Source organism: Vibrio rubrogenes (genome assembly GCF_059641415.1).
Genome location: NZ_JCARSY010000008.1, coordinates 1 through 22218 on the forward strand (window position 1 = coordinate 1; position 22218 = coordinate 22218).

17 protein-coding genes are annotated in these 22218 nt (G+C 47.0%); all 17 read right to left on the reverse strand.

From position 1 onward, the window contains the following. Positions 1-118: 118 nt before the first annotated feature. The 17 genes from AC55NX_RS07815 to AC55NX_RS07895 all read right to left on the reverse strand — a co-directional run bounded on the left by AC55NX_RS07815 (position 119) and on the right by AC55NX_RS07895 (position 21864). Positions 119-829 carry a type VI secretion system ImpA family N-terminal domain-containing protein gene (locus AC55NX_RS07815; RefSeq protein WP_496995209.1) on the reverse strand — a complete coding sequence of 237 codons (711 nt, stop codon included), beginning with the start codon at positions 827-829 and terminating at the stop codon, positions 119-121. Positions 830-891: 62 nt separating this feature from the next. Next, the gene (gene tssM / locus AC55NX_RS07820) at positions 892-4440 is read right to left on the reverse strand and encodes a type VI secretion system membrane subunit TssM (RefSeq protein ID WP_496995210.1); all 3549 of its coding nucleotides are present in this window, start codon (positions 4438-4440) and stop codon (positions 892-894) included. Positions 4441-4456: 16 nt separating this feature from the next. Next, positions 4457-5860, reverse strand: a complete 1404-nt coding sequence (gene tssA / locus AC55NX_RS07825; RefSeq protein WP_496995211.1) for a type VI secretion system protein TssA — start codon at positions 5858-5860, stop codon at positions 4457-4459. Between the two features lie 8 nt (positions 5861-5868). Continuing rightward, positions 5869-6561, reverse strand: a complete 693-nt coding sequence (gene vasI, locus AC55NX_RS07830) for a type VI secretion system-associated protein VasI (RefSeq protein ID WP_496995212.1) — start codon at positions 6559-6561, stop codon at positions 5869-5871. Further along, positions 6558-8093 (reverse strand): sigma-54 interaction domain-containing protein, encoded by a 1536-nt coding sequence (locus tag AC55NX_RS07835; protein WP_496995213.1) that lies wholly within the window; start codon positions 8091-8093, stop codon positions 6558-6560. Before AC55NX_RS07835 ends, vasI begins: the two co-directional genes overlap by 4 nt. Before the next feature lie 2 nt (positions 8094-8095). Beyond that, complete coding sequence (gene tssH, locus AC55NX_RS07840; protein ID WP_496995214.1) at positions 8096-10810, reverse strand: type VI secretion system ATPase TssH; 2715 nt, start codon at positions 10808-10810, stop codon at positions 8096-8098. A 22-nt stretch (positions 10811-10832) separates the two neighbouring features. Then, positions 10833-11606, reverse strand: coding sequence for a type IVB secretion system protein IcmH/DotU (gene icmH, locus AC55NX_RS07845; RefSeq protein ID WP_072963217.1), 774 nt, complete (start codon positions 11604-11606; stop codon positions 10833-10835). Positions 11607-11608: 2 nt separating this feature from the next. After that, positions 11609-12943, reverse strand: coding sequence for a type VI secretion system baseplate subunit TssK (tssK, locus tag AC55NX_RS07850; protein ID WP_496995215.1), 1335 nt, complete (start codon positions 12941-12943; stop codon positions 11609-11611). Between the two features lie 5 nt (positions 12944-12948). Next, a complete protein-coding gene (gene tssJ / locus AC55NX_RS07855) occupies positions 12949-13449 on the reverse strand; it encodes a type VI secretion system lipoprotein TssJ (protein WP_443083482.1) in 501 nt (166 codons plus the stop codon). Then, positions 13446-14996, reverse strand: coding sequence for a type VI secretion system-associated FHA domain protein TagH (gene tagH / locus AC55NX_RS07860; RefSeq protein WP_496995216.1), 1551 nt, complete (start codon positions 14994-14996; stop codon positions 13446-13448). The genes tssJ and tagH overlap by 4 nt, the downstream gene beginning before the upstream one ends. Positions 14997-14998: 2 nt before the next feature. Then, the gene (gene tssG / locus AC55NX_RS07865) at positions 14999-16015 is read right to left on the reverse strand and encodes a type VI secretion system baseplate subunit TssG (RefSeq protein ID WP_496995217.1); all 1017 of its coding nucleotides are present in this window, start codon (positions 16013-16015) and stop codon (positions 14999-15001) included. Continuing rightward, on the reverse strand, positions 15979-17751 hold the full coding sequence (gene tssF / locus AC55NX_RS07870) for a type VI secretion system baseplate subunit TssF (protein ID WP_496995218.1): 1773 nt from the start codon (positions 17749-17751) through the stop codon (positions 15979-15981). Before tssF ends, tssG begins: the two co-directional genes overlap by 37 nt. A gap of 3 nt (positions 17752-17754) precedes the next feature. Further along, the gene (gene tssE / locus AC55NX_RS07875; RefSeq protein ID WP_072963202.1) at positions 17755-18192 is read right to left on the reverse strand and encodes a type VI secretion system baseplate subunit TssE; all 438 of its coding nucleotides are present in this window, start codon (positions 18190-18192) and stop codon (positions 17755-17757) included. A gap of 1 nt (position 18193) precedes the next feature. Continuing rightward, complete coding sequence (gene tssC / locus AC55NX_RS07880; RefSeq protein WP_059122169.1) at positions 18194-19669, reverse strand: type VI secretion system contractile sheath large subunit; 1476 nt, start codon at positions 19667-19669, stop codon at positions 18194-18196. A 55-nt stretch (positions 19670-19724) separates the two neighbouring features. Continuing rightward, positions 19725-20237, reverse strand: a complete 513-nt coding sequence (gene tssB, locus AC55NX_RS07885; protein WP_038184371.1) for a type VI secretion system contractile sheath small subunit — start codon at positions 20235-20237, stop codon at positions 19725-19727. A gap of 249 nt (positions 20238-20486) precedes the next feature. After that, positions 20487-21596, reverse strand: coding sequence for an SEL1-like repeat protein (locus tag AC55NX_RS07890; RefSeq protein ID WP_496995219.1), 1110 nt, complete (start codon positions 21594-21596; stop codon positions 20487-20489). Beyond that, the gene (locus tag AC55NX_RS07895) at positions 21580-21864 is read right to left on the reverse strand and encodes a type VI secretion system PAAR protein (RefSeq protein WP_038184374.1); all 285 of its coding nucleotides are present in this window, start codon (positions 21862-21864) and stop codon (positions 21580-21582) included. The genes AC55NX_RS07890 and AC55NX_RS07895 overlap by 17 nt, the downstream gene beginning before the upstream one ends. Positions 21865-22218: the final 354 nt, after the last annotated feature.

The window sequence follows — 22218 nt, forward strand, 5'->3', positions numbered from 1 at the left end:
GAGGCTACAACAATCAACAGCAATACAACAAATCTCCCACTATTTACACTGTAAAACGAAAAAAGCCCCTTTCATCAGGGGCTTTCAATCATTCTAACCTATACCGTTAAAAAGCCATTCAACTGCCAAGTGTCTGCAACAACCACCAGTACACACCACTGCCGACAATCGCACCGCCCAACACAAACATCAACATCAGCTTCCACCAGCGCGTGCCCGGTTGGGTGACCTTAACCACCGCCGCCGGACGGCCGCTTTCGGTGAACTCACGCCGTTTTAAGGCCACCTGATAACAGGTTTCCAGTCGATCAATCTGTTCAAAGATCAGATAACCAATCGACTCAAAATCAGCTTTCACACCCGGTCTTTCCGCTTGGAGTAAGTAGCTGATGCGATCACACAACTGTTCACAACGGTAAAGCTCACGCAGCATTTCATAACTGGCGCGGAGGTTTTGCAGTTCAATCAATGCTTGTGCATTGGCCCAATGGAATAAACGCTCGATATACTTATCGCTCTCTTTGATCTCCTCTTTCAGGCTCACCAGACAGCCATACATCAGCTCCAGCCCATTGGTATATCCCCGCAATCCATCCAGCTTGAGACAAGCAATGCTGTAATAGACACTCATCGCCAGATCAAGCCCGGTGACCTGCGCCAACTGTTCACTGTTCTGTTTGACCAGTTCCCAATCGGTGCCGCCCGCAAAGGGAGAACGCTCACGATAGATCTCTTTTTTAACCGCCTGATACAGGGCGTGATTGTGGAGTTCTTCTTGTTCTGCTGTCAGTATGAAAGGTGTGTTTTCAATCAATAGTCGTGGGGACATGGCGTTAAATTGCCCTAATCAATGCAGTGAGTGCCCGAAGGCACTCCGCAATTTGTTGAGTATTAATATAGATTACCTGAGAGTTTGAACGATTTAAACAAACGCTGGGTAAACGGATTTACATCGGCTTCAGAGTTAATGCGATACACCATGTCACCGCCATCAACCGTAAACTTATAGTCAACCGAGGTGGTACTTGCAGCCAGTACGTCACCCGCATCAAGTAAGCGGAAGAATGCCCATGGTCCCTGAATAATAATACTCCGTGGCGACAGATTCGACTTAGTCGGGATCAGCGTAATCTTAGAAATCGCAGAATCACGCAGCGTATTCGGCCAAATCAGTTCGACGTTTTCTCTTGAACCGTGGCTGTATGACAAGAACTGTCCGTCAACATTCAGTACACTGCGACGTTTGTTGCCCGTCAGGCGAATCGGCTCAATCGAGAAGCTCACATCCAGTACACCTTTACGGTTGAAGAATGCATCCTGAATTTGGCGTGCCCGTTCAATCTGCTCCAATACTTCAGATTTCACCACACTCTGACCGCTTTCTGCATCAGACAAGCCGACTTTCTCATCAATGAAGATCTTCAGCTGATTCTGATAGAAGCTGTCTAAGATACCGTTCGGTGCAAAGAACTCTTCAAAGTCGGTCAACGATGCGTCTTTGTTTGAGTTTGGATTGAACGGATAGCGATCCGCCAGTTTTTCACGGAAGACGCGATAAACGTCATCATGCCAGCGCACTTCCAGATACTTAACCGCTTCTTGCTTGATCACATACCAGCTTTCATCGGCCAGTTTGGTCAGGATGCGATCCAGTGGTGCCGGTAGTCCCGATGCGACCCGTCTGAGGGTATAAATCGGATCACCGTTCACCAGCTTCATTCTCGCTTTGGTCGCATTCAGCGCTGCCATTCCCATATCCGGTGAGGCCTGAATCCCTTTCAGATACAGCTTCAGCTCATCAATCGCGCCCATCACTTCGGTGATATAAGCAGGCTTGTCACCGACTGCGTCCAACATGCCGTTCAGATCGGCAAACGGGGTATCAATCATTGAAGCAACCCGGTATTTCGGTGACTTCAACAGCTCACTTTGCGCTGAAGAATCATCCGGAATGCCCGCAATCATTTTGGTGTTGGCTTCCAGCGTTCTCAACAGACGCTGGATCGGCTCGACACTACTGGTGATATTATCCAGTACGGTCACCGCATCGTTGATATCCTTGAAATATTTGATATCCACTTCTGCCAGTGCAGCACGCCAAGTCTTGGTATAGTCGGCCACATACAGTCCCCGGATTTTATCCCGCAGATCTTGTTTGTCCGCTTCACTGAACTCCGCAGAACGGTTTTGTCCCAGAACCCAGCCATCGATCAAGGCCAGTTTAGAAACCGATTCGACCTGTGGAATGAAGTAATCTTCAAAGCCACGTTTGGTCAGCATTTGCGGAATATATAGTCCGTCGCCGTTCATCACCCGCTCATCAAAGACGAGGTCAAATACCGGCCCCACCAGATTACGCAAGTTCAGTGACGGACCAAGCACGGTCGGTGCATTCAATTTCAGGTTACGATAGACACGCTGTTTGTTCGGCATCGCATTGAGCGCAGTCTGAACTTTAGCGATGGTCTGATCGTAGGCTCCCATAATCTTCTCAGCGTTCGGATCACCATTCTTCCGCGCCGTGGTTAGGTCAGTATGATCCATCGCATAATCCAAGTGTCCCATCAGCTCTTCCTGAACCGCACGGCGTGCCGGGAACTCTTTCTGCCAGTATTTACCGAAGTAATCCAGCACGATGTCTTTATAACGCCCTTCTTTGTCGGTCATCATGCGATAAACCCGCAGCGCATCCAGTTTTTCAACTTCGGTGTCGGCTTCATTCATTTTCACGATCACATCAGAGAGCAGGATCGGCAGAAAACGGGTTTCAAGCAGATTCAGGTAGGTCTTTTCAACCATCGGCCCGATGGTGTGACCTTGATACAGACCCATATCTGAAAAATATTTCGATTTATTACGGAAGAAACCAAACTCCAGTGTGGCCTGCCGAATTTTATTGAGCGAGTCGAGCATGTCGCGTTGCGATGCCTGATAGATATTTTTCGGCAACTCATTTTTAAACTCATTCACTTTGGTCAGTACCGCATCCGCATGGGCAACGTTGACGGCATAATAACGTTGCCACGCACCAAACAGTAATAATGATGCGATGGCGCAGGTAACGCCCGACAACATCATCAGACGCCGTTTGCGCTTGGCAACCCGGCGGTTGTCCGATGCCAGACCTGACTCGGCATAGATAATGTTGCTAAATAACTGCGACGTAAAATAGACCGTCGAATTTTTTGCGATTTGCGCACGATTGATCGCATGGTCTAAACCATAGCGACGCGAGGCCGCATCATCAAACGCATTGGTTGGCACACCTTGCTGATACACCGAGGTAAAGTAAGCCCCGCGAACCACAGCAGACAAGGAATATTGGTCATTGCCCAATGTTTCGCGGAAGAACTGCGTCAGAATATCTTTCAGCCCGGAAATTTGACGGCTGAAACTGTAAACACCATGGCGTTCTTCTGCTTCCATCGGCACGGAAACCGCTTTTGGCAGCATGTCATTAATGGTTGACATGAACTGTAGATAATCGTTTTCGAACTCTCCTAACCAAGCATCTTGGTCATCATTCGGATTGAGTTGAAAAGTAAATCCTAATGCTTCTTCTCGTTCTGCTTTGGAATAGTGTCTGAAAAAAGGTTCAAAGCCATAGAGCAGATCCAGTTTGGTCAGTGCAATATAGACCGGTAACTGAATTGACATGGTTTCCATCAACTCGCGCAGGCGGGCACGCAGAATACTGGCATAGGCTTTTCGTTCAGAGGCTTTAGCTGTCGCCAGATGCGACACGTCCAGCGCTAGTACAATCCCGTTCAACGGACGACGGCTACGGGTGCGCTCCAGCCATTCGACAAAGTGCTTCCACAAACGACGTTCCATTTCACCGTCATTGTCTTCATCACGATTACCTTGTGTCAGCAGCTCACCATCGGGGTCAATCACCACCGCTTTGTCACCGATCCACCAGTCAAATGAATATTGATTTTCGCTGCGCTGACCCGAAGCTCGCATCACTGAAGACAGGGTAAAGTTCTGTCCGGAGCGGTTAATCAGACTGGTTTTACCGGCATTTTCCAGACCGAGCACCAGATACCAAGGGGAAGAGTAGAGAAAATCGCGCTTATTCTTCAGACTCTTACGCATATTGGTAATCACCTGATTGAGCTCAACTTCTTGTCGCTCTTCCATCAGTTTAATCGGGTCTTGACGGAAAATTTCTTCTTTTTGTTGTTCAGCTTCGTAATTCTGTAGTTTCCGCCACTGCCAGAAACCCCATACAGCGGCCGCCAGCAAAAAGACGAGCAGACTGGCAAAAAGCCGCGCAGTAATACTCGCTAATGGTTTTGTGTCATAAATTGTGAGCCATGGACCAGCCCACCAAATGGCAATATTAATTAAAATAAAGCTAACTAACAGTAATGCCGGCACCAGTGCTACCATGCTTGGCATTAATTTTTTTAGCAGCCCGAAAATCTTTTTCAACATGGACGATATCCTTCGCTTACTCTGACGTTGAATATTTCTCTAATCGTTGCATGAGTGAGGGTTCCCACTCTGAAACACTTGCTGAACCCGCCTGACGATACAATGTCTGATATTGCTCTTCGGCCATGGCTGAAAAACCATGTTCATTGAGCAAATCAGCAGACATCATCCGCCAATAAAATTTATCCCGGGGTTCGACCGCCTTTTCAAGGCCGCCATTAATCATGGAAAGAGCGACAGCAATTCCGGCTTCTTTTGCCAAAGTAAATGCTTCCTTACGTTTTTCCTGCCAGCTTCCGATCACCGAAGCCTGCGTGGTCGCCTGCTCCTGCTCTCCCAGCCATACATTTACTTCTTCTGAAACAAACGGTTGCCCGCCTTTAAACTTCAGCTCTTTTAACTTGGGTAAACGCTCAAGAAAATAAGTCGTTTCTTCCCGGATAGCCCGACACCACTCTTTCTTATCCAAAGATTGGGCAATTTGATAGCTCATCATCTGCCCCTCAAACCAATAAGGCGCCATCGTCAGACTCTGTTCGATCTTGCGCCATAAGGACAAATCAGGGCTACGCATCAGATCTTGGTAGTCTTTGATGCGATCTTGCTGCATCGGCCGCAGCATGGTTTCTCCGTCCGGATTATGGTCAGGCTCAGAGAGAATGCCGGACCACACCGCATGACGACGCAAACGAATTGCCAGCCCGATGCCTTGCCCCTGTTCAGCAAGAAACTCAGACACTTTCAACAAGGTCTGTCTGGCTGCTTTATCACTGGAACTGTCAACTGATAAAGGACTGCTGGTTGTTGCGGTGTCCTGCTGCGGTTGTGACTTCGGCTTCTGTGCTTTCTGTTCAGCACGCTGGCGCTCTTCAGCCAAGCGCATTTTCGAACGAATGGTGTTTAAGAGTCCGGAAAAGTCCTCCGTTACCAATCCTTTGGTTTCCACCGCCTGATTGAGACTCTCCAACGCACTTTCCAGATCACTCATTAACTCGCCGGAAAAACGGTTGAAATCCTGTTTGTCGATGGCAATGCCAAAACGCTGGATGATCTGTCCAAAAAATTTACGCCGTGGTAATGCGCCTCGCGGACCCGGTGCCGGATAACTCTCTTCCCAGAACAGGGAGATAAAATCAGCCCAGATAAACAGAGACAAATTAAACCGCGCCGGTGTCACTTGATGATGCAAACACTGTAAGAGATAAACCAACAGTTTGATATCTTTTGATTTTTCTTTAAGTAGTTTTAAAACGCTGTGCTCAACTTCATCCCATTGCACACTGGCATGGGACAGCGAACCGACTTTCATCATCTGATCTTCGACAAAATCAAATAGTGAATCGTCGATCAACCGTTCACCGACAGGGTTCTCTCCCTCAATCGGTGTGGTAATGCACGGGCGATATTCAGATAATTCCATAATTTCAGCTACCAATCACAACGTGTTCTTAACGGCTTGAGTGCTTCGCTTAAACCCGAGGTATCGAAAGTCAGACCGTCAACCACCTTTGAATTAGAACGCAACACCGTGTTGTCTTGCCCGGCCATAATTTTCATCAGACTAATTGCTGGCATACCGCGTCCCGAGGAGAGTAACAGTCCTGCATCATCACTGCGCCAGTATTGTGTTTCCCGCTGGATCGTGACTTTAGCTCTTGCATCAGGGATTTCGCTCGGTAGTGCCAGTTCAACCCGGCTGATCCGGTGAATACAGCTCATCATTAACACCGGCTTTTGATCATCCGCGAACCGTGATGCTGGATTTGCTGCCAATAGGATCAACCAGGCATCATCCCCTTGTTCGGTCAGATGCATCATTTTGCCGTCACCAAGTTTCGCCAATGAATCCATCGCATGTAGCCACGACTCCGATGCCCCGACCGTCTGCTCTTTGACTGGCGTCAGATGCAGCGGCGTTTCAAACACCCGATCAAAACAACGTAATCTTTCCAGACGCTCCGAGACACTGCGACACTGATTTGCCTGTTCGACCAACTGCTCCGGTTTGGATAACGTCTCCGGTTTCGGCATTTGGGGATCGGTTGCCGCAATGGCTGCAACCGCGGGAAATAACATCAGTGTCGCCAAGCTCATGACTGAGCGAGAAATTCCTAATTTCATGGCGCTTTAATCTCCAGTTTCTGGCATTTGTAAGCCAGTGTCCGTTTGGGAATCCCCAAGCTTTCTGCTGCTTTGGCACGGTCACCGGAAAACAATCGCAGACGTTCTCTGATGATTTTTGATTCAAAATCCTGGATCGCCTGTTTGAGATCTTTAATCACAGTGCACGACTCCGGCTCTTCAACCTGAAACAGGTTGACCTCTTCACGAGGCAGAATCCGATGAATAAAACTACTCACCTGAACTTCATGGCCGTCTTGTGTTTGTGCACATCCAAACTCGATTAAATGCTTCAGCTCACGCACATTACCGTTGAAACTGTGCTGCTTCAGGCAATCAATCGCTTTATAGTTCAACCCGCGAATCTGAGTCCCGTGCGAGTCATTAAATAACTGAACAAAATGCTGACTCAATATCGCGATGTCATCGATTCGCTCAGTCAGACACGGCACCGTAATCGGATATTGAAACAGCCGGTAATAGAGATCTTGTCGAAACGCTTTCTGGCGAACTTGGCTCAATAGATTGACGTGCGTTGCAGAAACCAGCCGAAAATCGGAGGTCAGCTCTTCTTTACCGCCAACCGGACGAAATGTCCGCGTCTCAAGTACCCGTAACAGCTTGGCTTGCAGAACCAAAGGCATATCACCGATTTCATCGAGAAATAAGGTGCCGCCATTGGCCTGTGCGATCAGCCCTTGCTTATCGGCTTCAGCGCCGGAAAAAGCCCCTTTGCTATAGCCGAATAACTCACTCTCCAGTAAGTTTTCCGGAATCGCGGCGCAGTTAATGGCGATAAACGGCTGATTTGCCCGTTCAGACAGATCATGCACCGCCTGAGCCACCAGCTCTTTTCCTGTCCCGGTATCACCCTGAATCATGACCGATAACTGAGAGCCGGCTGCACTGACAATCTGCTCTCTGAGTTTGACCATCGGTGTACTTTGTCCGACCAGTGTCCGGGACAATGAGTCCGTCAGACGTTGCTGTTCACGGGCACGCTCAACATCGAATAGTGATTCGCGCAGATCACGCTGATGCTGCTCTTCACGTTCGATATCGGTCAACAAAGCCCACTGTTGGCTGAATACATCCACATAACGACGAAAATCGTCATCAGCAAATATCTGGTGAAGATGTTCCGTCTCACCAATCAGGAATAACAGTGTCTTGACAACATCCTGATTGAGGGGCAGCGGCACGATGCGGACAACATCAAACATACCGACCGATTCAGTCAACTGAACAAAGGCCCGATCAGACTGCCAGAAAACCAAACTCTCTAATGACAAGGCCATCGGTTTTGAGGACTGGAGAACATGGGCGAACGGACAATCAAAATCAGTCACCGACCAAACCATCTCCAGATCGGACCGATGGGGGACTAATGTCCGCCCATCGGCACTGGGTACAAGCAATAAGCAAGTATCAAGATTCAACTCACGTGAAACCGTGTCGATAAAAAGCGTCGCAAGTTGTTGCGGCTTTCTGATACCAACGAGATCGGTCGCGTAAGTTAACCAGCGGTTCATCGTTATTCAACCTCACCGATGAATTCACCATCAACCGCAGCCAGATAGACGCGATTAATCGGTTCACGCTGCGCAAGTTTGTTCAGCAATGCCAGCGAAACCGGTGGTAACAGTTGTCCTTCGATAATCGCTTCCAGCATCCGCGCGCCATTTTCAGAACGGGTCGCCCGCGTCAGGATTTCCTCAATCAGTGAGTCGGCAATCTCAACTTCTGCGGCATAACGCTCTTGGAACAGTTTTTCCAAGCGTGTCAGTTTCGCCTGAACGATTTCAGCCAAGACTTCTTTCTTCAGCGGTAAGTAAGGAATCACTTCCATCCGGGCCAGCAATGCTGGTTTAAAGAAGTCAGCCAGTTCAGGATACAACCGATCAGCAATGATTTTCGGTTCATCAGCATAATCAACGATGGTCTGATAACCGAGATTCGATGTCAGGAAGAACACCACGTTCTTACAATCGATCACCCGGCCTTCACCGTCAGCCAGCTCACCTTTATCAAACGCCTGATAGAAAATATTCAACACTTCAGGATGGGCTTTTTCAACTTCATCCAGCAGCACGACCGAATAAGGCATTTTGCGGATCGCTTCGGTCAAAACACCACCTTCACCGTAACCGACATAGCCCGGAGGTGAGCCGATCAGACGTGAAACGGTATGTTTCTCCTGATATTCAGACATGTTGATCGTGGTCAGAAATTGTTGTCCGCCATACAGTTGTTCTGCCAGCTGAATAACAGTTTCTGTTTTACCGACACCACTTGGCCCTACCAACAGGAACGCACCTTTCGGACGACCGGGGCGACGTAAGTCAGCACGGGCAGTCAGCAGATGACGGTGAACCCGTTCAATAGCCGTATCCTGACCTTTGATGGTTTCGCCTAAAATCGATGTCAGATGGGTAATTTTGTGCAATTCATCGGTGTTCATCTGATCGACAGGAACCCCGGTCCAGTCTGCAATGACTTCAGCGATCTGGTCAGCATCCACTTGTGGGTAAATCAGACGCTCACGATGAGGGATCGCTTCAAGTTCAGCATACTTCTCTTTCAGCTCGCTTTTCAGCGCTGCCATCAGTTCTTGTGGAGATTGCTCTTCGGCGACGTCCTGCCCTTCAACCAACTCATCTAAAACGTCAAATGACGCCGCTTCAACCGGTTGGGTTTCAAGCGCTTGAGCTGCAACCTCTTCTGCTTGCTGTAAAGACATTGCGATCAGCTGTGAACGGAGTTCAATAATTGACTCAACCAGCGCTTTCTGGCTTTCCCAGCTTTCAAGCAGTGTTAATTTTTCTGCCTCGTCCTGATCTTCCTGAGCACGCAGCTCATCGAGGCGTTTAACATCATTTTCACTGCCGAGGAACTGGGCTCTTTCCAACATATCGATTTCGAGCTGACGCTGGTAGCAATTGGTTTCCAATTGCGCGAGACGCTTCGGTGGCGTAGTCAGGTGAATCGCAATACGGGCACAAGCGGTATCTAACACATCAATCGCTTTATCCGGAAGCTGACGGCCTGAAATATAGCGAGCCGAGAGTTCTGCCGCTGCTTTCAACGCTTCATCGGTGATCAACACATGGTGTGCTTTCTCATACACACTATTGAGACCACGCAGGATATCAACGGCTTGGTTGATACTCGGCTCTTCCAGCTTAACCAGCTGGAAACGACGGGTCAGCGCCGGATCTTTTTCAAAATATTTTTTGTACTCTTTCCAGGTCGTCGCTGCGACCGTACTCAACTCACCACGCGCCAGTGCAGGTTTGAGCAAGTTCGCCGCATCAGCGCCGCCTTCCTGATTACCCGCACCGATCAAGGTATGCGCTTCGTCGATAAACAGAATAATTGGTGTCGGAGACGATTTGATCGCATCAATCACGCCTTTAAGACGTTTCTCGAATTCACCTTTTACCGATGCACCCGCCTGAAGCAGACCTAAATCGAGCGCCATGATATCAACATTTTTCAGTTGGTCAGGCACGTTGCCCGCTTCGATACGCAGTGCAAGGCCTTCAATCATGGCACTTTTACCCACCCCGGCATCACCGACTACAATCGGGTTGTTCTTGCGGCGACGACAGAGAATATCAATCATCAGATTGATTTCATTTTCACGGCATAAAACGGGATCAAGCTCGCCACGACGCGCTTGTTCACTAATATTCGAGCAATATTTTTGTAATGGTGTCGTTGCTTCCGTCAGCGGTGATTTTGCACCGCGTTTCTCAGCTGTTTTTTCGACAGCCGTTTCTGAAGAATCAGCCACAACCGCTGTGAAGTTTTTCTTCAGTGTTTCACGGTTGATGCTTTCTAATAGCGAAATCAAGCGCACGGGCAAGTAGCGGTCTACGCGAGTTAACGCAGCCAAAAAGATCGCACCGGAACGAAGTTCATTCTGGTCGAGCTCTGTGGTAGACAACAACCAAGCTTCCTGAAGCAATTCAACCAGTAAAGGAGAAAATGCCGGATAGGTGTCCAGTGCATGTTCACGGGTGTACGAGCTGGCAATCGCCTGTTTGACACTTTCAAAATCGATGTTGGCCTGCTTGAGGATGACTCGAATATCTGAAAGTGGATTTTCCAGCAGAACATCGAGATAGTGCTCTAATGTCACTTCAGGATGTTGGCGTTCGATACATAAAGAAGCTGCCTGCTCAAGCGCCAGCTTACTTTGTTGGTTTAACTTTGAAATAAGAGTGGGTAATTCAATTCGGATCACAGCGATCACCTAGCCTAAAAAATTAATTAAGAAGTTGACTTAACTGGTTCACAACGTCAGCAGATTTCTCGTGCAATAACCATGTGTAACCCAGAAAGATCCCGCTCCACAGCAGGAAGAATCCAAGAAAAACTGACCAAACCGGTAGTTGACGATTCAGACGGTACTTGGCATCGACGATATGTTGATTCGCTTGGTTGAGCGGTTGAATCTTTTTCTCTTCAAGCGCGGCCAGCATATCGTATAAATGACTGATCACTCTTTCGCGCTCGTTGTGACCATTTTCCATCACGCGATACTTGCCTTCGAAGCCAAGGATCAGACAGTGATAAATAAACTCCAGCAGCAGCTTATAGCGTTGTGGTTCACCTTCGAGACGCGCAAGAATGGTGTAGACCTTTTCGCCACCCCAGGTTTCATTATGAAAACGGGAAAGCATCGAATGTGATGCCCAGATACTGGACGATCCCCATTCAGTGCCCATCACGGCTTCATCGAGAAACGTACACAAGATGTATCGATAAGCCATCAATACGGCATTATCAAAACCTTTCTCGGTCAGTTCGATTTCAATCGCTTTGATCTCTTCAACCGTTTGATGATAGATCTGTTCGATATTCGGACAACTGGTCATGCTCCGGACCCGGAGTGACAGACCAAATAACGGGGTCGCTGCATCAATCAGGACATTGGGATTATCACCCCGTAACTGGAACCAATAGTCTTGGTCCCGGTTGATATTTTCCACATTATCAAACAGTAAATTGTCAATGTGTTCACCCGTATTCTGCACCACAATTAACTCCTTATCGCCCAGAATTGTAAGTCAAGGTCTTCAAATGCCGCTGCCACATGGAAAGCGAAGCCGCTGGCTTGTCTGATCATTGACCAAGCTGCACTGGATTTATCAAGCTGATAATAGGTATAACCCGCATGGTAAGGGAGCTGACGAGGCGCAACAGGCAGCGGCGTCAGTGGGATACCCGGTAGCTGGAGAGAAATCAACTCTCTGATCTTCTCGACGGAAGCGACTTTTGTCTGCTGAACAAACACACGACGCAACTCGTCCAGTGGCATTCTCGCTTTGACCGCAATAATAAAGTCGGCATCTTCCATGAGGTTGGTGTCATGGATTGGCGCCACCATAAGGCCGTATTTCCGTTTATCCAGCTGGATAGACACGGCACGCGGTTCAAGCACCACACTCAGACTTTGTCTCATATGACGAATCAACGTCATAAAACAGTCCGTCGGCATGTCATGGTTATAAACCGGAATAGTTGGCGGCAGACGACTTTCATCAGTAAACGTTGCCAGTTCACCACAAATCGAAGCCAGACATTCAAACAACCGTTCCGGATGAAGTGTCCGGAGCTTGGATAAATGCTCAATCAGCGGCTGCAAACGGTTCAGCGCCTGTAACAACATAAAGTCAGACACGTCAGCCACAGCGCCCTGACCGGGAGAACTGATCCGTTCAGCAATGCTTTTCGCCCGTTCATTCATCAACCCGGCGATTTCAGTCACCACCCGATGCAACGTCACGTTGACAGACGAATTGAGATGACACGGGATAAATTCAGGATCCAGTACCAGACTGCCATCCGGGCGTTTTTCCAGAATCCGGGCAATCGCAAATGATGCATAAGAACTGCGATCTTCTTTTTCCAGCATCAGATGCATGCGAACCGGAGAAACATCGATTGTGGTGGTGTCGCCTTTCATACTCTGAACATCGCGGACATCCATCCGGCGGCTTTCATAACGCCCGGTGCCCCGCTCTTCCGGCCAACTGACTTCGAGCAGCGATTCGGTCCGCAGTGGCAATGCCAGATAGACCAATTGCCCGGCCAATGAAGCGTCTTCGATTTCCAGCGGTTCAGGGAGCGAATCTTCCTGCGGCACGTTAAAGACTGTACCGTCGGGCATGACGCCCGATAAACGTTCAATTGCAATCCGGCCGAATGCCAGATATTCCGGATTTAATGCCAGCTCAGAGATGCCGTACAGATAGCCACTGACAGAATTCATCCGTGCATCAACATAGTATTCTGTATATCGTTGTTGTTGTTGGAAATGCTGAGGTTTGATAAACAATCCTTCGTTCCAGATAACACGGTTACGTGCAAACATCTCGATTATTCCACTTTTTCTAATTTAACATCGTAGTCTTTGAACAGCATCAGCAGGTGATACTCCCGGCCTTTATTCAGGACTTTGACCGCTTTCTTCCATTCACTCAGTTCCGGTTCGGCAAAATGCGCCATCACGCCGATATAATGCGTTTCCGGAGCAACTTTGAATGCATTGACAAACTTAAACTGGCCGGGCATTAGCATGTAGTCGTAATCTCTGACGAAATTACTGCGCAGTGCTTTTTTATAGTTGGCTTTGATCGTGTCATAGTCAGCTGACATGAACATAGAATCATCTTCCAATTCAAAGACCTGTACTTCAACCGGTGATGCTTCGCCCCAGATATTGGGGTTTACACCAGCATCCGTCACCATACTGAATGTCACTGTTGTCGGAGCTTCTGCCGGATTATATTCATCCGCCGGGGTGCTACTGCTACTACTGCTGCACGCAGTAAGCATTAGCAAAGCGAATAAAACACAAGCAAACTTTTTCACAATCAGAACTCCAGTTGCTTCTCACGGATTTTCTTGTCGTAAGCCTGTTCGAAAATTTCCCAAAACAGCTTTTCAAACCCTTTTTGACGGTTAGACGTCAGTTCTTGGTAGTAGCTGCTATACATATTCCAAGCCCACGCGTCCTCGGAATCACTGCGTTGCTCATTCGGACGCTTATAATTGTTAAAGCGACGGAGGAGAACCTGTGGTGAAAACGCCGCCAGTATCTGACTCAGTGCCTCTGTCGTCGCATACTGAACTGCTTCGTTGTGATCCTGAATGCTTTTCAAACTTTCAGTAATGGCGGCCGGTGCCGACAAATGAACCAGACTCTTTTGCGAGTCGTACATGGTTTTCATCGTCTCTTCATAAGACAAACCCAGTCGCAGCGGATTATCTTCAATTGGCTGAAGATTGCGGTTCATCATGTCGAAACGACCATGATTTACCTGCTTGTGCAGATCCAGTAATCCTTTGACACATGCCTGCAACGACAAGCCCAGTTCTTCGGAAAGGAAATGCATTTTTTCCATATCATGGCTATCGGTCAGATCCACACCCAGACCATCCAGCATCGGACCGGTCAGCAGATGTTTTCCATGATGATTTGTTTCAACAGACTGTTCTGATGTCGATGACATGCTTTTTGCGACTTCTTCTTCGAGTAGATCGAGTACGTTCTCATCCATCCCATAGCCCTCTGATTCGTTGTTCACTGATTGATAATCGACTGATCCATGACTCACAGATCGGTTGTGCACAGATTGATTGTCTGTCGCATTGGTGTGGTTACCGTGCGTATTGACAGGCGCTGCCTGCTGTACGTCTGATTTGGGCTTTCTGCCCAACTTTAATGCCCCGAACCTGAAGATTTTCTTCAGACTAATCGACGCGGTCATATCGTATTCACCGTTCTCTTGCTGCGTTTCCTGCAACGGGCGCTGGTAATATTCTTCAGCAGCAAGCAAAGGTTGTTCTTGGGTTTCATCTTCTGGCCGAACTTCATCGTCATCACCATCAATCAACACATAACTGTCATCTTTGTTCTGCGGAGAGAGTTCATCCAGTGCCATTAGTGGGTCAGTCACACTGTGATCGACTTCATCGCTACGGTTTAAAGTCGCGGCTTCACCGTCATCGTCCGCTAAAAGACTATGACGATCATCATCAAATAACTGCTCCAACACATTGCTGGAAGCTATATCATCGTCACCGGTGTTACCTAAATGGACACGGAGCGTGTACGGACCAACTTGAATTTCATCTTTGTTTTCCAATCGGGCTAACTTGTTGCGACCCAACGCCATCGATGAACCGTTCACATAGGTTTCACCGCAGTTATCACGCACGCAAAAAGCACCGTCAACAACCAGAATTTCACAATGATTCGGGTAAATCGCCCCATTCTTATCCGTCAGATGCCAAAAACTATCTGTTGCCGTTCCGATTGTTCCACCCGCAGGCGTCCAAGACGTCCGTGAGATCAAACCGGACTCCAACACCTGAACATTGGTGACAATTATGTTGAGGGAAGGCTGTTTACTCTGAACCATCACTATTGCCTCACCTGAATTAACACGTTTTTCTCATGCTCACCGGAGCCAAGAAACGAATACCACCCTAAGGCCACACTATCCTGAGAGTTCAATCGAAGTACGGGGACTTCTTTCTCATCCATCGAGAGCTCCAAGTCATAAGCCATCTGCTCTCGCAAGACAAATTCCACTAACTTACACAGAGGTTGAAATTCCTTACCGATCGGCAGAAAGTCTGCAAACCGCTGGCGTGACAACCCTTTAATACAAATCACAAATTTACCGTTGCAATCCATCACCGACTCACCGATGACAGTGTTCATTCCCAAGCTGCCATTTTGCTGACCAAGGCAGAATTGCTGAGACGGATCAATCATCACTCTGCGCTTTTCCCACTGCCGGATGCTGACATCTTCCAAATCAAAGCAGTGGGCAATAATCCCGGCAACAACTTGCGGGGAACGACTTCGTCCGGCCAGTACACCGGCGTAAGCCAGCATCTTGCACCAGTTGATCGGCGTATCGCCTCTTAAATCAGGATCAGCCAGTCCGACCAAAGCGAATAATTGTTGTGAAAACAGATCCTGCGCATCATCCTGAAAACGCACGTAATAACGATATTTACGCCAGATTCGATAGACCAAGTTGATCAGGCGGTTATTGAAAAAATCCAGAAAAGGACGTTTGAATCCGCCCGGGTCTTCTGTCACCAGCTGCTCAAGAATGAAGCCCGGCAACGGAGACTGCGATCCGGTCAAACCAAAAAAGTTGGTTTGTAAAATCAAATGCTCGTCATCGAACTGGGTCAAATCCGTCACGTCAGCAGGCGAAAACCCCAAACTGGGATTCGCACTAAATACCAGACGACAAACTCTTTCCCAATCTTCATCTTCCGGATTCGAGCGCTGAAGTTTTTGCAACAATTCCACCAGTTGGAAGAAATTGTACGACCTCACCTTATCCGGTATTGGTATGAGCGCTTGCTTTTCTTGAGCTGAATCTATATCAGCGGCTGCATCCCTGTCCGGGTTCCCCATGTGTATTTCTCGTTATTACTGACGTTGACCAATATCAGTTCATGAAATGAATTGATGTTGGCATACAAAGCAAAAAAGTGGCTCAGCACCCGACCGAACAGATAAAGATCACCTTCTGAGCCAAAACAGCTCTGATCAATATGAATCTCGGATTGCAGACCACGTACAGGAAGCCCTCTTAATAATTTATCTATGGGCTTCGATTCTATTTTGATAATGCCTTCCAGACGCTTTTTCGCCACGCGCTCGGCCTGACGGTCAACAAGGGCCCGAAAATCATAAGTTCTGAGTACACTGCTCAGTGCATCTTTCGAAAGCAGCGACAAGTAATTGAGGGATAAATTTGAAATTAACCCCCACAACAAGCTGCCATCCAAAACCGGACGCAACGGCTGAGTCGGTGCAATAATATTTTTGAACGTCACATAGTCGGGCGAGGTGTCCGTTGATTGACAGATATCCCCGACTCCCAGTTCAATCGGTAATAATCGGTTGGTACAGGTCAGTTGAATCGAGATCGCTTCATCAACATTGACCGATAATGTTTCATCCCCGCGGATAAACGAAATAAAAGTATCGAAGCCATCATTACGCTGACTATCTTTGACCCGTGAACGATAGTAGAGCACTTCACGCTGTCTGGCTCTTTCCACCTGATGCTGAAAGCTTTCAAATGGATGATAAACGCGTTTTTCACCGCGAATCCGTTGACTATCCTGCGTTTTATCCTGCCAGCCGAATACACCATCAATACTGAACACTTCATAGTGTGACGGATAACGACTCGACGGAATCACGCGGTATTCTGACTGCTTACCGGTCAAGTCAATCGGATCAGCATCATGCTCGAACAGGTTAATAATCGGCACGCAGTAGAGTTGGAAACTACTTTGATTAATCCGCACATCAGTCGGCAACGTTTTTGAAAAATGAATGCGAAGCGTCATTTTGCCGCGCACGGATTTCGGCAGCACTTTATCCAGTGCACCAATATCAAAGAAATGGAAAGCTTCCGGAAATGACAGATACTCTTGCAGAATCCGATACCCTTCATACACATTCTTCGGGTAAGGCAGCAGCGAGTCTTCGCCGGAAAAACCAACCGACTGAAGTGCATCCCGCGGGATACTGAATTCAGTCCCATTGACGTCGATCACCATCTTATCCAGATGATGATGAAGCCACAGGTACAGCATCTGCGCGCTATAAATTTCACCGCCCAGATAAAAGCGCAAACTGTCTACCAATGCTTCTCCGACCGACATTTCGCCTTTCATCGCCAGATTGATATCAACGGTACTCGATTCCCGGGTATGGTGGGAGGTAATATCCTCGATCACCAGAGGGTAAACCGCGACATCACGACATGTCCGGAAATGGCACACCGTGCCCAAAACTTTTTCTGAACTATCAAGTTGAATACCAGCGCGGACAATCTGCTTCTCACTGACTTTCGATTCCGGCTGAAACGCAACAATACTCATGCTAGGAACAGGCCGAAGGTAATTCGGCCATAGCATGTTAATAATCGAATGCGTCAGCTCAGGAAATTCATCTTCAACTTTTTCACGCAAGCGCGCTGTCAGGAATGCAAAACCTTCCAGTAGACGTTCGACATCCGGGTCGGTCACCTGACCGTGAAGAAAACGAGAAAGCTGGGGATGAATTTCAGTGAAACGCTTCCCCTGCTCTTTCAAAAATGAAAGTTCTTCTCGAAAGTACTTATCCTGTGCCATGTATCAATACACTCGATATTGACGATTTTGATCCAATAACAGATTCAGTTTTACTGTGTCATGAACAGCACTACTATTCACTTCGGCAGTGATCCGAAATCTCAATGATAATGGGTTCAAATCGTCTCTTTCTGACGTCACCACAATGTCTTTCAATCGTGGCTCATATTTTCTCAAACAGTCCTTAATCGCCATGCGGATTCTGACAGCCAGATCAAGTGTTTCCAGTGTTGCGTCGTTAAAATCAACGAGCCCCAGCTCGGGTGCGCTCTGCGCTTCTCCCAGCCGAGTATTCAGAACATTGGAAACGTTCCGCTTGATCGAATTAAGCACATCGTTTGCATCTGGGCCCTGAGTCAAAGATCGGGGTCTTTCGCCGGCTTCTAAGCGTTCAAAGAAGCCGACGCCAAATGCAACCTCTTCAGGCGCAATGTAAGACATATTACTGATCTAAACGGCCAACGAGTGACAGTTCGAAGTTCGCACCCATGTACTTGAAGTGTGGGCGAACTGCCAGCGATACCTGATACCAGCCTGGGTTACCATCCACATCAGACACTTCAATGCGTGCAGCACGAAGTGGACGACGGCTACGAACGTCTGCCGGCGGGTTTTCCTGATCAGCAACATACTGTTTGATCCAACCATTCAGTTCACGCTCAAGATCTTGTCTCTCTTTCCATGAACCAATCTGTTCGCGTTGCAATACTTTGATGTAGTGCGCGAGACGGTTGATGATCATCATGTAAGGGAGCTGAGTACCCAGCTTGTAGTTGGTTTCTGCTTCTTTACCTTCTTTCGTATTCGGGAAGATTTTTGGCTTCTGAATCGAGTTGGCAGAGAAGAACGCTGCATTGTCGCTGCCTTTACGCATCGTCAGTGCAATGAAACCTTCTTCGGCAAGTTCAAACTCTTTACGGTCAGTGATCAGCACTTCCGTTGGGATCTTCGCTTGCAAGGCACCCATGGTTTCAAAAACGTGGACTGGCAGATCTTCAACTGCACCACCGCTCTGAGGACCAATGATGTTCGGACACCATCTGTATTTTGCAAAGCTATCGGTCAAACGAGTTGCAAATGCAAAGGCGGTGTTACCCCACAGATAATGTTCATGAGATTCACGGACACTTTCCTGGTAGTTAAACGTTTTGATTGGGTTTTCGATTGGATCATAAGGCACACGCAACAAGAAACGTGGTGCAGTCAGACCCAGATAGCGTGCATCTTCAGACTCACGCAGCGAACGCCACTTGGTATATTTCGGACTTTCGAAGATCGATTTTACATCTTTGATATTAGGAAGTTCTTCAAAAGAGTCGATACCAAAGAATTCAGGACCTACACTCGAAATGAACGGTGCATGAGCCATTGCGCCCAGCGCACCCATATATTGCAGCAGTTTCATATCCGGTGTGGACGGTGTAAACGCATAGTTACCGATCATCGCACCTGTTGGTTCACCACCAAACTGACCATAACCCGAAGAGTAAACCTGCTTATACAGGCCTGATTGAGAGATTTCTGGTGCAAACTCAAAATCTTCCAACAGTTCTTCTTTGGTGACATGGATGATATCAACTTTGTTGTTTTCCCTGAAATCGGTACGGTCGATGAACAGCTTCAGTCCACGCCATGCAGATTCCATTTGCTGGAATTTTTCATGGTGAAGGATCTCATCCATTTGCGCACTGATTTTTTTATCCAGCTCAACCAGCATTTGGTCAACAAGCGATTTATTAACCGGTTCTGATTCTTGACTCGAACCAATCAGGTTTTCGATAAACGCGGCAACACCTTTTTTCGCGATATCATAACCTTCTTCATTCGGTGCAAGGCGTGTTTGAGCCATAATCTCATCTAACAGGCTGAGTTCACCAGCCTGGGGGCTTTCTAGTACCGTTTCTTCTGTAGCAGACATTAATCAAGTTCCTATGACAATAAGTTAAAAAACACCAAAAGTATTGCGTCTATCGTTACTCTTGAGGTTCTTTCTCTTCAGACCCGCCGACAATATCCAGTTCAGCAAGGAGCTTTTCACGAGACTCTTCAGATGCAATCAGCGCCTGTAAACGTTCTCTGAATGCTGGGATATTTCCTAAAGGACCTTTTAAAGCAACCAAGGCTTCGCGGAGTTCGATCAGCTTATTCAATTCCGGAACCTGAGCCGCAACTGAATCCGGAGCAAAATCTTGCAATGACTTAAAGCTCAGTTCGACTGGCAGCTCAGCATCAGGGTCATCACTTAATTTATTTTTCACAGTTGCGCTGATTGAGAGGTTACTCTCACGCATCACTGACTCGAAGTTGTTCTTGTCAACTGAAACAGATTGACGATCCTCAACTGGCGTTTCTTCCGTATGGCCTTTGAAATCACCAATCACTAATGTTTTGAGTGGTAATTCAATTTCGGCCTGTTGATCCCCTGTCGCAGGAACATATTTAATATTAATGCGCTCTTTCGGAGCGACACTACCTTCTTTAGACATATCAAGTCTCCAATACCTATGCCAATAGTCGTTGCTTGCGTATATTCATTTCACCAGCAAAATGGTATCTGAACAGAAATAATTCTGACTCAGACATGAGAACACGAATAACATTCGCATCAATTAAATAAATGAAAAAATTCACTTATTTAATAATGTTTTCAAATCGATAATATTACACTTGAATTCAACCAATTACTAAATTCCCTTATTTTTTTTAGGGGAATAAATAAAAACACTGCGCCTTATTTATAAATCCCAATAAGTGTCGTGATTATAAAAGGTTACCTTTTCTTTATAAGTGTCTGTAATATTTTGAGCACGCTCAATATCCGGAGGCGTCATCTCATTAGTAACGTCAACAAAAAATTGTTCCATTGATTTATGCAAGCTTGTCAGGCGATCACTGCCGGCATAATCCAGATAAAGCTCAGAATAAGCACGAGCTTTAATCAAGTCTTCATCCACAAACCGATAAGAGGATGCTTCGCCTGCATATATCTTCGCGACAACAGCCAGAGACGTCAGGTCACCGGCATCCAATGCCCGCAGACGCCATTCAAAAGCTTTCTTAAAATCACCGCGACCTTCATATAGTTCAACACATGCTTTCATCGCCGGGATAAAATTATGTTCTGCTGCATTACGGTAATTAGTATAGATCCCAGTCGAAAATCTTGTTTCTGTATACAACTGATTAATATCATTGAGTGATCTTCTGGAATTATCCATCCATGCCAGCGGATAACTGTAATGCATCGCCCGTTGTAAATAATACTCTGACTGGTCCGGATCCGTCTTTTCATAATAAAGCGACAGATAATAAGCTGCTTTTGCCGGTTGTGTTGCAGCGAGTCTGACCAAACCGTCATGATAGCGCTTCTGCCATGACTGTCGAATCGCGGTACGTAACCAAGTACCATGTTGGTACAGGTAGTTCATCGCGTGTAGATTGCCTAGATTTGCTGACTGCTCAACATACTTTCTGACAAGCCGCGGCGTACGAATGGTCGGGTTATATTCCGACAGCTCTATCGCATATAAATAAGCAGCATCCGCATCGCCTTTATCAGCAGCATATTTCAAATAACGTCGCGCTTCTTCATTTTTAAATTGCGCACGCAGCAAACGCCCTTTCTCATAAGCCTGAGTTGAGGTCAGAAAATTAATATCATAATCATATTTTTGCTGGTCAGCTTCCGGCATTTGAATCAACACAGGATTTAAGTCTTCACCGCTCGCCACGGCCGATTCGGCAGTGACAGCCGGTGCAACTTCGTCTGCCATGACAACATTGCTACAAGAACCGAACACAAAAGCACTGAGCAAAAATGTCTTATTTTTAGCCGATATTAACACTGCTACCACCTTGTAAAGCACCACCACAACTAATCGGGTCACCAGCGCGGGCTGCTGGCTTGCCATCAACCATTACCGTACCTGAACCTGCTGCAATAGAGCGTCCATGAGGTGGATGTTTCGGCTTATCATGTGGCGCAAGAGGATCACCTTGCCGAGCCGCAGGAATACCATCATATTTAACGGTTCCTGACCCTGCGGTGACAGGAGTAGGAGGAAAGCCATCATGATCAGAACCTGTATTACCAACGACGATTCCGTTTCCCATATTATGCCTCTGTTGTTAGCTGATAAAAGTATAAATTAATGCAAAATCAGTTTAATAATCATTCGATTTTGCCGGCAACTACTTAGAATCTATCTATTTTATTTATTCTTGCCGATTATTTTTTAATCACTCGGGCAATATCTTGCCTGACTCAAGCAATATATTGCCTAATTGGTGAAATAATTTTCTCTTATATTGACAAAATAATCTAGTGCAGGATATCTAAAAACATTTTTATTATTTAATAAATTTTCATTTACCGCAGAAGATCACAAAATGAACCAAGGCCACATGTCAAACAGATTACATTTATGATAGACACCAATAATTTGCATAAAATTTTCACAAAAAAAA